The sequence below is a fragment of the Citrobacter sp. Igbk 16 genome, assembly GCF_028069755.1.
GTDB lineage: Bacteria > Pseudomonadota > Gammaproteobacteria > Enterobacterales > Enterobacteriaceae > Citrobacter.
In genome coordinates this window covers 258463-273103 of the sequence record NZ_JANEWJ010000002.1, presented here as the reverse complement: position 1 = coordinate 273103, position 14641 = coordinate 258463, and the positions used below count along the sequence as shown (strand labels likewise).

The window sequence follows — 14641 nt, the reverse complement described above, 5'->3', positions numbered from 1 at the left end:
CTACGCAGCGCTACCCTGAGCCAGAGGAGCTAATGCAGCAGGCAGGCTCTTACCCAGCTCCTGCACCAGAGAATCGCGGCTGATTTCGCTAATCGATTTCGCGCCAGTCAGCGTCATTGCCACTTTCATCTCTTTTTCGATCAGGTTCAGCAGATTCGCCACACCAGCCTGTCCGTGTGTCGCCAACGCGTACAGGTAAGCACGCCCCAGCAGCACGCTATCCGCGCCCAGCGCAATCATGCGCACAACGTCCAGACCGTTACGGATCCCGCTGTCTGCCAGAATGGTGATATCGCCTTTTACCGCATCGGCAATGGCGGGCAGCGCACGAGCAGAAGACAGTACACCATCCAACTGGCGGCCACCGTGGTTAGAAACGACGATGCCATCTGCGCCAAAGCGTACGGCGTCGCGGGCATCCTCCGGATCGAGGATCCCTTTGATCACCATCGGACCCTCCCAGAATTCGCGGATCCACTCGAGGTCTTTCCAGGAAATAGACGGATCGAAGTTATTTGCCAGCCAGCCGATGTAATCCTCAAGGCCGGTAGGTTTTCCAAGATAAGTCGAAATATTGCCTAAATCATGCGGACGACCATTCAGACCAACGTCCCATGCCCACTGTGGATGGGTGACCGCTTGCCAGTAACGGCGCAGCGCCGCATTCGGGCCGCTCATACCGGAATGGGCATCACGATAGCGGGCGCCAGGCGTGGGCATATCGACAGTAAAGACCAGCGTGGAGCAGCCTGCCGCTTTGGCGCGCTCCAGTGCATTACGCATAAAGCCGCGATCGCGAAGGACGTACAGCTGGAACCACATTGGGCGTTTGATGGTCGGGGCGACTTCTTCAATCGGGCAGACGGAAACCGTAGAAAGCGTAAATGGAATACCTTTGGCGTCGGCGGCGGCGGCGGCCTGAACTTCACCCCTACGCGCATACATGCCACACAAACCGACCGGGGCTAATGCCACCGGCATCGACAATTTTTCGTTGAACAGGGTGGTTTCCAGACTCAGGTCGGACATATTCTTCAGCACACGCTGGCGCAGCGCCACTTCCGACAGGTCTTCGACGTTACGGCGCAGAGTGCGCTCGGCATACGCGCCGCCATCAATGTAGTGGAACAAGAAAGGGGGCAAAATACGTTGGGCTGCGGCGCGATAGTCGCTGGCGGCTGAAATAATCATGTGTTGTTCTCCCGGCTAATCTCACCAGGGTCACCGGGCAGGCGGGTGATACGCGCCTGGCGGGCCTGGTCTTCATCAAATCGTTTAATCGTGGTGTGGACGAAACTAAGGTGTGCCATCATGGCCTTCCGTGCGCCGTCGGCATCCCCGGCAACGATGGCATCCAGTACGGCCTGATGTTGCTCCGTCAACTGTGAAAAGACGGGTGGTACCAGATACATACGTTGGCGGCTCTGTTTTACCGAAGACTGCAGGACGTCGAAGAAACCGCGCATAGTTTGTAGCAGCACCACGTTGTGCGACGCTTCGGCAATGGCGAGGTGAAAGCGCACGTCTGCCTGCGAGGCGAGATCGGGGTCTTCGCTTTGCGTGGCGTCGAAACAGAGTCTGATCTTCTCTTTGTCGGCGCTGGTGGCCCGCATGGCTGCGTGCCAGGCGGTACTGGCTTCGATGGCGTGACGGGCTTCCAGAATATCGAAACTGTAATCGGGATCGTCTGCCATCAGCGTTTTCAGCGGCTGAACGATGTTCTGTTCAGACCAGGCTTCATGCTGCCAGCGAACAAACGTCCCACCGCCACGGCGGCTAATCAGTACGCCTTCACTAACCAGCTTTGCTAACGCCTCGCGCAGCGAGTTACGTGATACGCCCAGTTGTACGGCCAACTGGCGCTCAGCGGGCAACTTCATGCCCGCTTCCAGCTGTTGTTCTTCAATCAGCGCCCGCACACGAGATGCGACCTCGTCGGACAGGCGTCTGGGCATCACTATCATGGAATCATCCAGGTTAAGACATAGGCCTGCAGGGTGGTGATCACCCCCACCATGCAGGTGAAAATCAGGCTGTGTTTGACGGTGAAGCGGAACAGATCAGATTCTTTGCCAACCAGTCCCACAGCCGCACAGGCGATGGCGATAGACTGCGGAGAGATCATCTTGCCGGTTACGCCGCCAGTGGTATTTGCCGCTACCATCAGTACGTCAGAAACACCGATTTGCTGCGCCGCCGTTGCCTGTAGCGCGGCGAACAAGGCGTTTGACGAGGTATCAGAGCCCGTCAGGAACACCCCCAGCCAGCCGAGGAACGGCGAGAAGAAAGTGAACGCGCTGCCCGTGTGCGCCAAAGCCAATGCCAGGGTTGATGAAAGCCCGGAGTAGTTAGAGATAAATGCGAATGCCAGCACCATCCCGATGGAGTAGATCGGCAGCGCCAGATCTTTCAGCGTGCTGCCAAAGGTCTGTAGAGCGGCAGAGGGCTTCATCTTCAGCCAGGCGATAGACAGCAGGGCGGCAAAAAGAATGGCGGTACCGGTCGCTGAGAACCAGTCAAATTTGTACACTGCGGCATACGCTGTGGCTTCGTGTACGACCGGCGGCATACGGGCTACCAGCTTGTCGAGGAACGGAACCGGAATGTTGACGACCCAGTGGTACATCGCCCCGCCAGGTGCAAACAGCGCTTTAAACGGCGGTACGCTCCACAGCGTGACGGTGGCTGTCAGGAACAGGAACGGAGACCAGGCGCGGATAATTTGCCCGGCGGTGTAGCGGGTGCGCGACAGGTCCATATCGACCTGCGAAGCGCCCATATCGCCAAAACGGAAGATGCGTACCGGCTGCCAGCGCTTCAGGAACAGCGTCAGACACACCAGCGAAACCAGAGAAGAGATGATGTCCGGCAGTTCTGGCCCGATAAAGTTCGAGCTGAGATACTGGGCGATAGCGAACGAACCGCCAGCGACCATTACCGCAGGCCAGGTTTCTTTCACGCCGCGCCAGCCATCCATAATCGCCATAATCCAGAACAGTACGATAATCGTCAGGAACGGCAGTTGGCGGCCAACCATCTGGCCAATCTCGAAGCTGTCCAGTCCGGTAACCTGACCGGCAACCAGAATCGGAATACCCATCGCGCCAAAGGCGACCGGCGCGGTATTCACGATCAGGCACAAGCCTGCTGCGTACAGCGGGTTAAAACCAAGACCCACCAGCAGTGCGGCGGTTATCGCCACCGGTGCACCAAAGCCCGCAGCCCCTTCGAGGAATGCCCCAAAGGAGAAACCGACAATCAGCATTTGCAGACGCTGGTCGGGGGTAATGGAGAGTATTGATGACCGGATGATGTCGAACTGCCCGGTTTTAACCGAGATTTTATAGACAAACACCGCGGCGATGATGATCCAGGCTATCGGCCACAGACCATAGAAGAAGCCGTATACCACGGAGGCCAGGGCGTGATCGACCGGCATTTTGTAGAACAACAGGGCAACCGACAGGGCAATCACGACCGTCCATGAAGCCGCAACATAACCTTTCAGTTTGAGCTTAATCAGCGCGAAGAAAAAGAACAGGATAGGTAGCGATGCTATCAGGCTGGAAAGCCAGATGTTACCGGCCGGATCGTAGTTCTGTTGCCAGAGATTCATTGCAGGTCTCCTGAGGGCCTTCAACATAATGGAATGAGTCTTTGCTCATCTCTTCGTCACATTATGTGTAAAAGTGGCCCTGCCAATATTGTTGTGTAGGGATAATGACAACGAATGGTTAACCAGATGTTATTTATTGGCAACGGTATTGTAGGCTAATTTTAACGAAATGTGAGGGGGTATTCGGATCTGGTGATAATTGGTAGGGCCAATTAGCGGGGGAAGTACAGGGCCGGGCAAGCGGAAGCTGCCCGGCAGGCGATTAGAACTCGCTCTTCGCGAAGCCGGTCATCTCTTTCAGGCCCATTTCACGACCCAGTTCGGTCATCGGGTGTACGACTACCAGGCCGCGCACGCTTTTCTTCAGCTTACCCATGTCTGCTTGTTCTTTTTTGGTGATGGCGCGGCGGAAGGGGAGCTTAGAGAGCTTTTGTGCTTCTTTGCTCAGCTTCTGACCATGCACTTCACGCAGACGCGCAATCTCGGTTTCCAGCGTTTCTTTCTCTTTTTCCAGCTCGGCATATTTGTCGGCGGCTTCAACCAGAGACAGGTCAGCCTGCTGGTGGCGGATAGCGTCCAGGCGATCGCTGAGACGTTTAATTTCGTTTTTTTCGACTTCTTTCATAGGATAGCTTCTGATAAAAATAGGATGAATATCCTATAGTATGCGCGCAGAGCGGGATTATTCACAACTAATCGAAGATAAATAATCAAATACCGCAAGTATTACTCCGCTAATGATAATGCTAGTGTTTTGATTAATATGGAATTTTAAGTGATAAGATCAACGATGGTGCTTTTTATTTGCGGGTTTATAGTGAAGCACGTTTTCCTCAATATAATCGCCCACCTGATCCTAAACTTAAATCATCGACCGCGTAGGCCGTACGCGGAGAATACATGGAGGATTGGTCATCATGGCGAAAATAGGTGAGAACGTTTCTATTCTTATTGATAAAACTATCGATTTTATGGCTTCAAGCCAGGCTTTCCGCGAGTATTTGAATAAAACACCGCCGCGCAACGTTGTCCCTTCTGAAGTGCCGCAAGAGAATGCCGAGCTGTATCTGCAACGCCTGGCGTACTATCGACAGCTGTACCGGCCACAGCAGGAAGAGAAGTAAAGCGCACCGCTTTATTTTTGAAAGGCTTTTTTTAAGCTGATTTTAGAAATCAGCTCGGTCAGGGAAAGCACCATCGTGGAGCGTACCATTTGCTGGTAACGCTGGATTTGCATGGCGTGCAGACCCGAGTCTGAGGTATCAAACTGTGGTGGTGGCGGGAGCGCCGTCACACAGTGCAGCTCACCAAATGGCCCAAGAATTTCGTCATCGGTGAACGCATATTCATTGCCGTCGTGATTTAACTCTTCACGCAGTGCCATCAACAGTTCCGCATCTTCATATTCCGGACGACTGAGTACGCCCAGGCCGTAGATGAGCTTCAAACGAACCGAAAGATCGCCCAGCGGGCCATCGCCGTCGAGTAACGGTTCTACGGCATATTTCACCGCATAGTCGTCTTTGCGAAATACCTGAAGCACCAGGATATTCACCGCCTCGGTGAGTAATTCTACGGCGGTGATGAGGAAGCTGCGTACGGTTTTGCCAGCATTCAGACGCTCAAGCACACGATTTTCAAAGGCCTGTGTTTGTTCCATTATTGCCTGCATATCTGACAATCTGTCATGTCGGCGCAGGATGACCTGCGCCGTATTCTGTATCATTTGGTTGCGTTATATGCGTTAACCGCCTCCGCAACCACATCACTGTTGGCATCCAGTCCGGACACTTGCGCCAGCGCGGCCTGTGGGCCTTTTTCGTCAATCAGTGCAGCCAGTTCCTGCGCCTGCGGATCTTCTGCACTGCGATAATGCATCGCAGCGGCAATACCCTGAACCAGATTAACGTGCGGCAGACCATATTCCAGCGTGCCCAGCAGGGGTTTAATCAGACGGTCGCCTGAGCTTAGTTTACGCAGCGGCTGACGGCCCACGCGCTCAACGTCATCTTTCAGGTACGGGTTTTCAAAACGACCGAGGATTTTCTGAATGTATGCCGCATGTTTTGCTGCATCAAAGCCATAGCGTTTGATCAGTACCGCGCCGCTCTCTTCCATTGCACCTTTTACCACTGCGCGGATTTTCTCGTCTAGAATCGCGTCACGGATGGTCTGATGACCGGTCAATTTTCCGAGGTACGCGGTTATAGCATGCCCGGTGTTCAGCGTGAAGAGTTTACGTTCGACAAATGCCATCAGGTTATCAGTTAATTCCATTCCTGGGATGTTTGGCAATTCGCCTTTGAACTGCGTTTGGTCGACAATCCACTCACTGAAGGTTTCCACGGTCACTTCCAGCGGATCGTGGGTCGCAGAAGCAGATGGCGGCACGATGCGATCCACGGCGGAATCGACAAAGCCAACATGTTCTTCAACCCAGGCTTTGTCTTCATCTGCCAGTGCGTTCATCACGTGGCCTTTCAACTGTGTGGTTCCGCGCACCATGTTTTCACAGGCGATGATATTCAGCGGAGTGGTGATGCCCTGAGCTTTGCGTTTGACCAGCCCTTTGGCGATGGCCGGTGCGATACGCTCAAGCACAACCGGACCCACAGCCGTGGTGATTAAATCAACGTGGGCAATCAGGTCGACGACATCATCACCGATGCTGCTAACGGCGTTGACGCCTGAAACAGTATCGACCTGCTCGTTTTCACCTACCACATGAACCTGATAGCTATGACGGGCATTCAGGGCATCAAGGACTACCTGATTTACATCCGCAAAGGTGAGTTGTATCCCCGCGTCAGCCAGCAGTTTGCCGATAAAGCCACGACCGATATTACCTGCGCCAAAATGTAATGCTTTCATAGTATTAACCTTCATTAATGTTTTTACCCAAGAGGGCTGGGGTGAGGGACCGCATAGATTTCCCCTCAACCTAACCCTCTCCTTTGCGGAGAGGATTTTGTAGGCCCGGTAAGCGTGAGCGCCACCGGGCAATAACGCTTACTTACGACCTGCCAGCAGTTCCAGAACTTCATCCACGCTGGTGGTATGGGCCAGCCGTTCGATGACAGATTCATCATCCAGCGCGTTGGTCAGGCTGGTGATCACCTGGATATGCTCATTGTTACGCGCAGCGATACCAATGACCAGGCGGGCAATATCATCTTCTTCTTCACCGAAGCGCACACCTTCCGGGTACTGGCAGAATACGATACCCGTTTTCAGCACGCGATCTTTCGCTTCGATGGTGCCGTGCGGTACCGCAATGGACTCACCCAGGTAGGTAGAGGTCAGTTTTTCGCGGTCCAGCATTGCCTGGACGTATTCCGGCTCAACGTAGCCGCCTTTCACCAGTTGCTCACCAGCAAACAGAATGGCTTCTTCTTTGTTGGTGGCTTTACGGCCAAGGAAGATGTTCTCCGCACCCAGTTTGAACAGGTTGTTATCACCTTCATCAAAGCTGTCTTTCAGGTGATCGCGTACTTTTTCTTCGTTGACGTTGTGGCGTTGCGCCGCGACCAGACGCTCAGTCAGGCTGGTGTAAAGGCCGCTGTCGAGGAAGTTGGTCAGCGAAATGTGCTGAGCCTGCGGAACCTGGCGCATCGCACGTTCGGTCAGATCACGGTGAGTAATAACCAGATCCACATCCGGCGGCAGATTGTTAATTGCGCTGTTGGTAACGGAAATCTGCGACAGACCGGCATCCTGTACTTTCTTACGCAGTACGCCTGCACCCATAGCACTGGAACCCATGCCAGCATCACAGGCGACGATGATTTTACGCACGTGGCTCAGGTCGTTGGTGACATCGCCAGCAGACAGCGGAGAAGCGCCTTTAGATTCTGCTTTCATGTCCTGCATACGACGGGTTGCCGCATCAATATCATCTTCTTCTTTCACTTTGCTGGTTTTCAGCAGAATCGCCGAGACCACAAAAGAGACCGCCATTGCCGCACAGATTGCCGCGATGTTAGCGAAGTAAGCCCCTTTCGGCGTCATTGCCAGCACGGCCAGGATTGAACCCGGAGAAGCCGGAGACACCAGACCACCGTTCAGGATTGTCAGGGTGAATACACCAGTCATACCGCCGAGGATAACGGCCAGGATCAGGCGTGGGTTCATCAGCACGTATGGGAAGTAAATTTCGTGGATACCACCCAGGAAGTGGATGATAGCCGCACCGCCCGCAGACTGTTTAGCGCTACCGCGACCGAAGAACATGTACGCCAGCAGAACACCCATACCCGGGCCTGGGTTTGCTTCAATCAGGAAGAAGATGGATTTACCCATCTCATGGGACTGCTGAATGCCCAGCGGTGAGAAAATACCGTGGTTGATGGCGTTGTTGAGGAACAGGATTTTCGCCGGTTCAACGAAGATAGACGCCAGCGGCAGCATGTCATGGACAACCATGAAGTTAACGCCGGCCGCCAGAATTTTGGACAGGGCTTCAACCAATGGGCCAATGCCGAGGAAGGCCAGAATGGCGAGGATCATACCGATGATGCCAGCGGAGAAGTTATTCACCAGCATCTCAAAACCGGATTTGATCTTACCGTCTACCCAGCCGTCGAAATGTTTGATTGCCCAACCGCCCAGCGGGCCTGCAATCATCGCACCGAGGAACATCGGCATATCAGCACCGACGATCACGCCCATGGTGGTAATCGCACCCACTACGCCGCCGCGTTCGCCGCCTACCAGCTTACCACCGGTATAACCGATCAGCAGCGGCAGCAGATAGGTGATCATCGGGCCGACCAGCTTCGCCAGCGTTTCGTTCGGCAACCACCCTGTCGGAATGAATAATGCGGTGATAATACCCCACGCGATAAACGCGCCGATATTTGGCATCACCATGTTGCTGAGGAATCGACCAAAGCTTTGCACCTTGATCTTAATATCGGATGACATAAAAACACCCCTTCTTATGTTTGCTATCGCGCAGGCTGAAAGCCCGAGGTTTGTTAATGTAGCGGCAGGAGGTAGCCGGACCCTGTAGATACTGCGAAATCTGGCACTGAATCGTTCAACTGTCCAGTCGATGGCCTTTTATGTGACTTGTGTCACGTAAATATAGGGTGTGTGGCGTTAGTTAATGTGATTTAAGTCACAAAATGTCGGTACAAAAAAACATCGGCACCCAGTAATTTGCTAAAAATGGCGATTAAATGTGAATTGGTTCACGTTTTGTAATTCACTGTTTGTTGGATTTTTGTGAAGTAGATCGCAAAGTATTTTCATTGCAGATTCCCTGGATGTGATCTTCAACAGCTTCTACCCTGGCACTTTTTTTCGCACAAGAGAGCAATTTCTCACCAGAAAAAATATTTATTTTGTGGTATGGCGAAAACCCCGATCTCCAGTTATGTTCAAAATATCAGCCAGGAAGCATACGGCTGCCGGCACAAAAAAACTCTAATTAGCGTGAATTCGAGGCAGGTATGTTTCTAAATTATTTCGCATTAGGCGTGCTGATCTTCGTTTTTCTGGTTCTGTTTTACGGAATCATTGCCATCCATGACATTCCCTACAACATGGCTAAAAAGCGTAACCACCCGCATGCGGAAGCCATTCATACCGCTGGGTGGGTAAGCCTGTTTACGCTGCATGTTATTTGGCCGTTCCTGTGGATCTGGGCCACGCTCTACCAGCCTGAAAAGGGCTGGGGGATGCAGTCACATGTCGCGCCGACCGGAAAGGAACAAGACCCTGAAATTGCCGCGCTGGCCGCGCGCATTACCCAGTTGGAACAAAGGCTGGCTGGGGAGAAAAAAACTGATGACTCCACTTTCCCGGAGATTTAATCATGGATTTGTTGATTGTTCTGACCTACGTGGCGTTTGCCTGGGCCATCTTCAAGATATTCCGTATTCCGGTAAACCAATGGACACTGGCGACTGCCGCATTAGGCGGGGTGTTTATTGTGGCGGGGCTCATCTTATTAATGAATTATAACCACCCCTATACGTTTACCGCGCAAAAAGCCGTTATTTCAATTCCTATTACCCCGCAGGTCACGGGAATTGTGAGTGAGGTAACCGATAAAAATAACCAACTGATTAAAAAAGGCGAAGTGCTTTTTAAGCTCGATCCGGTACGTTATCAGGCGCGGGTCGACAGGCTACAGGCCGATCTGGTGACGGCAACGCATAATATTGAGACCTTAAAAGCGCAATTGTCAGAGGCGCAGGCCAATACCACGCGTGTTTCAGCCGAACGTGACCGTCTGTACAAAGATTATCAGCGCTACCTGAAAGGCAGCCAGGCGCGAGTCAATCCATTCTCTGAAAGCGATATCGATAATGCACGCCAGAACTACCTGGCACAGGATGCGCTGGTCAAAGCGTCGGTCGCTGAACAATCGCAAATTCAAAGCCAGTTAGACAGCATGGTCAACGGTGAGCAATCACAGGTTGTTAGCCTGCGCGCGCAACTGACAGAGGCGAAATACAATCTGGATCAGACCGTGGTGCGGGCGCCCAGCAACGGTTACGTGACGCAGTTGCTCATCCGACCGGGGACCTATGCTGCTGCGCTACCGCTGCGACCCGTAATGGTATTTATACCTGAACAGAAACGGCAAATTGTGGCGCAGTTCCGCCAGAACTCTCTGCTCCGTCTGGAGCCGGGTGATGAAGCGGAGGTGGTGTTTAACGCGCTGCCGGGTCAGGTATTCACCGGTAAGCTGACCAGCATCCTGCCGGTTGTGCCGGGAGGGTCTTATCAGGCGCAGGGGGCATTGCAGTCCTTAACCGTTGTTCCGGGAACGGATGGTGTACTGGCGACGATTGAACTGGAACCAAATGCTGATGTGGATGCTTTACCTGATGGGATCTACGCACAGGTGGCTGTCTATTCCGACCATTTCGCCCACGTCTCGGTGATGCGTAAAGTGCTGCTGCGTATGACCAGTTGGATGCATTATCTTTATTTAGATCATTGAGACCAGCATCACCTGCCATTTGTCGTGGCCTGAGCCATACTAAGCGGTGTCCAGATATTCGTTGGACATCGCTTTTTTGTTGGCAAAAAGGACACGGCATGAAACTCATTGGCAGCTATACCAGCCCTTTTGTGCGTAAAATTTCTATTCTGTTGCTGGAAAAGGGCATCACCTTCGAATTCGTTAATGAACTCCCCTATAACGCGGAAAACGGCGTGGCGCGATATAACCCGTTAGGCAAAGTGCCCGCACTGGTCACCGATGAGGGAGAGTACTGGTTTGATTCACCGATCATTGCTGAATATATAGAGCTGTTGGATATTGCACCCGCTATGCTTCCGCGTGAGCCGTTGGCGGCACTGAAAGTACGTCAACTGGAAGCACTGGCGGACGGTATCATGGATGCCGGGTTGGTGTCGGTACGTGAGCAGGCGCGCCCCGCTGCGCAGCAGTCAGAAACTGAATTGCTACGCCAGCGCGAAAAAATTACCCGCAGCCTGGATGTGCTGGAAGGTTATCTGGCGGATGGTACGCTGAAAACGGATACGGTTAATCTGGCAACGATTGCGATTGCCTGTGCCGTGGGCTATCTCAATTTTCGTCGGGTTGCACCTGGCTGGTGTGTTGACCGACCACGTCTGGTCAAACTGGTGGAAACACTCTTTCAACGAGAAAGCTTCACCCGCACGGAACCGCCAAAGGCTTGATGCGTATTATGTCCGCCTGAGTAAAGTCACGGTACAATCCTCTGCATATCGATATCCCTCTCCACGGTGGAGAGGGCCACCAACAGCCAGGCCCTTTCATGACAACCGACATGCGTTCACTCTACAGCCAGCTTCCTGCTATCGATCGTTTACTGCGCGATAGCGCCTTCCAGGTCTTACGTGAGTCCCACGGTCATACCCGCGTGGTGGACCTGCTGCGTCATATGCTCGATGAAGCCAGAGAGGCGATTCGCGACACGCAGGCGCTTCCAGCATGGGGGGAAGACTGGGCGCAAGAAGCTAGCTCCCGGCTGGAACGAGAATCGCAAAGTGCACTGCGCCCGGTGATTAATCTGACGGGGACTGTGCTGCACACCAACCTTGGTCGCGCGTCGCAGGCCGAAGAAGCGATTGCTGCGGTGGTGCAGGCGATGCGTACGCCGGTGACGTTGGAATACAGCCTGGATGACGCCGGGCGTGGGCATCGCGACCGTGCGTTGGCGGATTTACTCTGCCGTCTGACCGGCGCGGAAGACGCCTGTATCGTCAATAATAATGCCGCTGCGGTTCTGCTGATGCTGGCGGCCACCGCGGCGGGCAAAGAGGTGGTGGTATCACGCGGCGAGCTGGTAGAAATTGGCGGCGCGTTTCGTATTCCCGATGTGATGTCTCAGGCTGGATGTATGCTGCGCGAGGTTGGCACCACCAACCGCACCCATGCGAAAGATTACCGTCAGGCGGTGAATGAAAACACTGGTTTGCTGATGAAAGTGCATACCAGTAATTACAGCATCGAAGGCTTTACGAAGTCGGTGGATGAAGCTGAGCTGGCTGCCATTGGTCAGGAGCTGGATGTGCCGGTAGTGGCGGATCTGGGTAGCGGCTCGCTGGTCGATCTCAGTCAGTATGGTTTGCCGCAGGAACCGATGCCGCAGCAGCTCATTGCCGCAGGTGTGAGCCTGGTGAGTTTCTCTGGTGACAAGCTGTTGGGCGGGCCGCAGGCTGGCATTATTGTGGGTAAAAAAGAGATGATCGCCCGCTTACAACGACACCCACTGAAACGTGCGTTACGGGCTGATAAAATGACGCTGGCAGCGCTGGAAGCAACGCTGCGGCTCTATCTGCACCCAGAAGCGCTGGCGGAGAAATTGCCAACGCTACGCCAGCTCACCCGCACGAAAGAGGCGATCCACGAGCAGGCGCTACGATTACAGGCACAACTGACAGAACATTATGGTGCCGAGTTTGCGTTGAATGTCATGCCTTGCCTGTCGCAGATTGGCAGCGGCTCGTTACCGGTTGATAGGCTGCCGAGCGCGGCATTAACCTTTACCCCGCATGACGGGCGTGGAAGCCGCCTCGAAGCGCTGGCCGCCCGCTGGCGTCAGCTGCCCGTGCCGGTCATTGGGCGAATTTATGATGGTCGCTTGTGGCTGGATCTGCGCTGCCTTGAAGACGAGACCCGGTTTATGGAGATGATGCTGAAATGATTATTGCAACCGCCGGACACGTTGACCACGGAAAAACAACGTTATTACAGGCGATTACCGGCGTGAATGCCGATCGACTGCCGGAAGAAAAAAAGCGCGGCATGACTATCGACCTCGGCTATGCCTACTGGCCGCAGCCGGATGGGCGGGTACTGGGATTTATCGATGTCCCTGGCCACGAAAAGTTTCTGTCCAACATGCTGGCGGGTGTCGGTGGTATCGACCACGCGCTGCTGGTGGTGGCCTGTGATGATGGCGTGATGGCGCAAACGCGTGAACACTTGCAAATCCTGCAACTGACAGGCAGCCCACAACTTACCGTGGCGCTCACAAAAGCCGATCGCGTCGATGAAGCACGCATTGACGAAGTACGTGCCGAGGTGCAAACCACGCTGGGTAACTATGGTTTTGCCGATGCGATACTGTTCGTGACTGCCGCCAATGAAGGCCGTGGTATCGAAGCGCTGCGTGACCACTTGCTGCAGTTGACGCCGCGTGAGCTGGCCCGCGATCACACCTTCCGCCTGGCAATTGACCGCGCTTTCACGGTAAAAGGCGCTGGTCTGGTCGTAACCGGAACAGCGCTCAGCGGAGAAGTGAACGTCGGGGATGCGCTGTGGCTGACCGGGGTTAACAAACCGATGCGCGTACGTAGCCTGCATGCGCAAAACCAGCCGACCGAACACGCTCATGCCGGGCAGCGAATTGCGCTGAACATTGCCGGTGATGCGCAAAAAGAAGAGATTAACCGTGGCGACTGGCTGCTTGCTGATGCGCCGCCGGAGGCCTTCTCACGCGTCATTGTCTCTTTAGAACACTCGGCCCCCCTGATGCAGTGGCAGCCGCTACATATCCACCACGCAGCCAGCCATGTGACCGGGCGCATCTCACTGCTCGAAGGGACGCTGGCGGAACTGGTGTTTGATACACCGCTGTGGCTGGCCGATAACGACAGGCTGGTGCTGCGTGATATTTCTGCCCGTACGACGCTGGCAGGCGCACGTGTCGTGACGCTGAATCCGCCGCGTCGTGGGAAGCGTAAGCCGGAGTATTTACAGTGGCTGTCGGCGCTGGAAAGTGCGCAGAATGACGGTGAAGCGCTGGCATTGCATCTGACGCGCGGCGCGGTGAACATTCCCGATTTCGCGTGGGCACGCCAGCTCAATGGCGACGGCATGCGTCCGTTGATTGAGCAACATGGATTTATTCGCGCCGGGTATAGTCTGTTGAATGCGCCCGTTGCTGCACGCTGGCAACGTAAGATTCTGGATACGCTGGCGACCTACCATGAGCAACATCGTGATGAGCCAGGACCTGGACGTGAACGCCTGCGTCGTATGGCCCTGCCAATGGAAGATGAAGCGCTGGTCCTGCTGCTGATTGAAAAGATGCGCGATAACGGCGCGATTCATAGCCATCATGGCTGGCTGCATTTGCCGGATCATAAGGCCGGTTTCAGCGATGAGCAGTTGGCTATCTGGCAAAAAGTAGAGCCTCTGTTTGGTGATGAGCCGTGGTGGGTGCGCGATCTGGCGAAAACCACGGCTACGGACGAGCAGGCGATGCGTCTGGCGCTACGGCAGGCGGCGCAACAGGGCATTATTACGGCGATCGTCAAAGATCGTTATTACCGTAACGATCGGATTGTGGCCTTCGCGAATCTGATCCGCGAACTGGATCAGGAGAGAGGGTCGACCTGCGCTGCCGATTTCCGCGACAGGCTCAATGTCGGACGCAAACTGGCTATCCAGATTCTGGAATATTTTGACCGTATCGGCTTTACTCGTCGTCGGGGAAATGATCATTTATTACGCGATGCATTACTGTTTCCTGAAAAGGAATGAAACAATTAATTCAGGAATAGAATGAATTA

Annotated in this window: 13 protein-coding genes; 6 read left to right on the top strand and 7 right to left on the bottom strand. The window is 54.1% G+C overall.

Going from position 1 to position 14641, the window contains the following annotated elements:
* The 4 genes from lldD to NNO03_RS02915 form a co-directional block, all read right to left on the bottom strand.
* Window positions 1-1191: an FMN-dependent L-lactate dehydrogenase LldD gene (gene lldD / locus NNO03_RS02930; protein WP_271448760.1), complete on the bottom strand. Its 1191-nt coding sequence runs from the start codon at window positions 1189-1191 to the stop codon at window positions 1-3.
* Window positions 1188-1964 carry a transcriptional regulator LldR gene (gene lldR, locus NNO03_RS02925; protein WP_271448759.1) on the bottom strand — a complete coding sequence of 259 codons (777 nt, stop codon included), beginning with the start codon at window positions 1962-1964 and terminating at the stop codon, window positions 1188-1190. The genes lldD and lldR overlap by 4 nt, the downstream gene beginning before the upstream one ends.
* Window positions 1961-3616 carry an L-lactate permease gene (gene lldP, locus NNO03_RS02920; RefSeq protein ID WP_271448758.1) on the bottom strand — a complete coding sequence of 552 codons (1656 nt, stop codon included), beginning with the start codon at window positions 3614-3616 and terminating at the stop codon, window positions 1961-1963. The genes lldR and lldP overlap by 4 nt, the downstream gene beginning before the upstream one ends.
* A gap of 262 nt (window positions 3617-3878) precedes the next feature.
* Window positions 3879-4241 carry a YibL family ribosome-associated protein gene (locus NNO03_RS02915; protein ID WP_271448757.1) on the bottom strand — a complete coding sequence of 121 codons (363 nt, stop codon included), beginning with the start codon at window positions 4239-4241 and terminating at the stop codon, window positions 3879-3881.
* Window positions 4242-4533: 292 nt separating this feature from the next.
* Between NNO03_RS02915 and NNO03_RS02910 the strand changes: the two genes are divergently transcribed.
* Window positions 4534-4740 carry a hypothetical protein gene (locus NNO03_RS02910; RefSeq protein ID WP_137382084.1) on the top strand — a complete coding sequence of 69 codons (207 nt, stop codon included), beginning with the start codon at window positions 4534-4536 and terminating at the stop codon, window positions 4738-4740.
* An 11-nt stretch (window positions 4741-4751) separates the two neighbouring features.
* Here the strand turns inward: NNO03_RS02910 and mtlR are convergent, their stop codons facing one another.
* The 3 genes from mtlR to mtlA all read right to left on the bottom strand — a co-directional run bounded on the left by mtlR (window position 4752) and on the right by mtlA (window position 8539).
* Complete coding sequence (gene mtlR / locus NNO03_RS02905; RefSeq protein ID WP_271440361.1) at window positions 4752-5342, bottom strand: mannitol operon repressor MtlR; 591 nt, start codon at window positions 5340-5342, stop codon at window positions 4752-4754.
* A complete protein-coding gene (gene mtlD / locus NNO03_RS02900; RefSeq protein WP_271448756.1) occupies window positions 5339-6487 on the bottom strand; it encodes a mannitol-1-phosphate 5-dehydrogenase in 1149 nt (382 codons plus the stop codon). Before mtlD ends, mtlR begins: the two co-directional genes overlap by 4 nt.
* Before the next feature lie 138 nt (window positions 6488-6625).
* Window positions 6626-8539 carry a PTS mannitol transporter subunit IICBA gene (gene mtlA, locus NNO03_RS02895; protein ID WP_202037423.1) on the bottom strand — a complete coding sequence of 638 codons (1914 nt, stop codon included), beginning with the start codon at window positions 8537-8539 and terminating at the stop codon, window positions 6626-6628.
* A 530-nt stretch (window positions 8540-9069) separates the two neighbouring features.
* Between mtlA and NNO03_RS02890 the strand changes: the two genes are divergently transcribed.
* The 5 genes from NNO03_RS02890 (at window position 9070) to selB (ending at window position 14612) form a co-directional block, all read left to right on the top strand.
* A complete protein-coding gene (locus tag NNO03_RS02890; RefSeq protein ID WP_271448755.1) occupies window positions 9070-9432 on the top strand; it encodes a DUF3302 domain-containing protein in 363 nt (120 codons plus the stop codon).
* A gap of 2 nt (window positions 9433-9434) precedes the next feature.
* Window positions 9435-10571: an HlyD family secretion protein gene (locus tag NNO03_RS02885; protein WP_137382079.1), complete on the top strand. Its 1137-nt coding sequence runs from the start codon at window positions 9435-9437 to the stop codon at window positions 10569-10571.
* A gap of 98 nt (window positions 10572-10669) precedes the next feature.
* A complete protein-coding gene (locus NNO03_RS02880; protein WP_271448754.1) occupies window positions 10670-11278 on the top strand; it encodes a glutathione S-transferase in 609 nt (202 codons plus the stop codon).
* 98 nt (window positions 11279-11376) lie between these two features.
* Entirely contained in the window at window positions 11377-12768 is a 1392-nt protein-coding gene (selA, locus tag NNO03_RS02875; protein WP_271448753.1) for an L-seryl-tRNA(Sec) selenium transferase, read from the top strand.
* Window positions 12765-14612, top strand: coding sequence for a selenocysteine-specific translation elongation factor (gene selB / locus NNO03_RS02870; RefSeq protein ID WP_271448752.1), 1848 nt, complete (start codon window positions 12765-12767; stop codon window positions 14610-14612). Before selA ends, selB begins: the two co-directional genes overlap by 4 nt.
* Window positions 14613-14641 lie beyond the last annotated feature (29 nt).